The following is an 870-nucleotide window of genomic DNA, read 5'->3' on the forward strand; positions in this document are numbered from 1 at the left end:
GCCTTGATCACCGGATCATCCACCCCGCCACCACTGGTATAGACCGCATTGGGGTTGGTCCAGGCAGCCCCGTATTCCGCATAGATGTCCTGCCCGTCATACAGCCATTGGGTGGTGATTCCACCCGTGACTTTGCGGATGCGCCTGCCATCCGCATCGTAGCCGTAGGCCACGGTAGTGGCGCCCTTGCTAACTTGGCTCAACTGGTTGAGCGCATCCCAGGTGTAGCTTCTGCTGCCGTCGTTGATGAGGTTGCCGTTGTTGTCATAGCTCAGGGTACTCAGCAGCGTGCCGGTAATGGTGCCGTTGTGAATCTCGGTGAGCTGGTTGGCATCATCGTATTTATAGGCCAGCGTGCTGGTGGCCGGGTTGCCGATGCTTTTCAGGGTACGGTTGTTCCACGGGTCATAGCTGTCGTTTTCCTGCTGTGCCGCCGTGCCGTTGGTGATTTGCGTCAGACGGCTGAGTTCGTCATAGCTGTAGGCGTAGTTGAGCGTGCTGCCGCCGATGTTCTCGGTCTGGCTGGCGCGGTTGCCTACGCCGTCATAGGTGTAGTCGTGCTGGGTCAGGATGGTGCTGGCGGTGCTGCGGTTGACGAGCTGCTTGAGGCTGTTGTCGGCGTTGTAGGCGTAGCGGGCCGATGCGTTGTTGGCCAGCCACCTTTCAGTGAGGCGCCCGCCCGCGTCGAAGCGGTAGGTGACGGTGTCGTTGTTGGGCGCGGTGACGCCGGCCAACCGGCCTACCGGGTCGTACAGGTAGCTGGTGATGCGTCCGTCACTGTCGGTGAGGCGGTTCAACAGGCCGCCGGGGCTCCAGCTGTAGCTGAGGGTTTTGAGGCCACGACTGTCGATGACTGAGGTGAGGCGGTGG

Annotated in this window: 1 protein-coding gene; it reads right to left on the reverse strand. The window is 61.3% G+C overall.

The features are described 5' to 3' along the window. Nucleotides 1–870, reverse strand: an 870-nt coding sequence (locus SCT_RS12810) for an RHS repeat protein (RefSeq protein ID WP_144408271.1), incomplete at both ends; no start/stop codon positions are given.

Source organism: Sulfuricella sp. T08 (assembly GCF_000971475.1).
GTDB lineage: Bacteria > Pseudomonadota > Gammaproteobacteria > Burkholderiales > Sulfuricellaceae > Sulfuricella.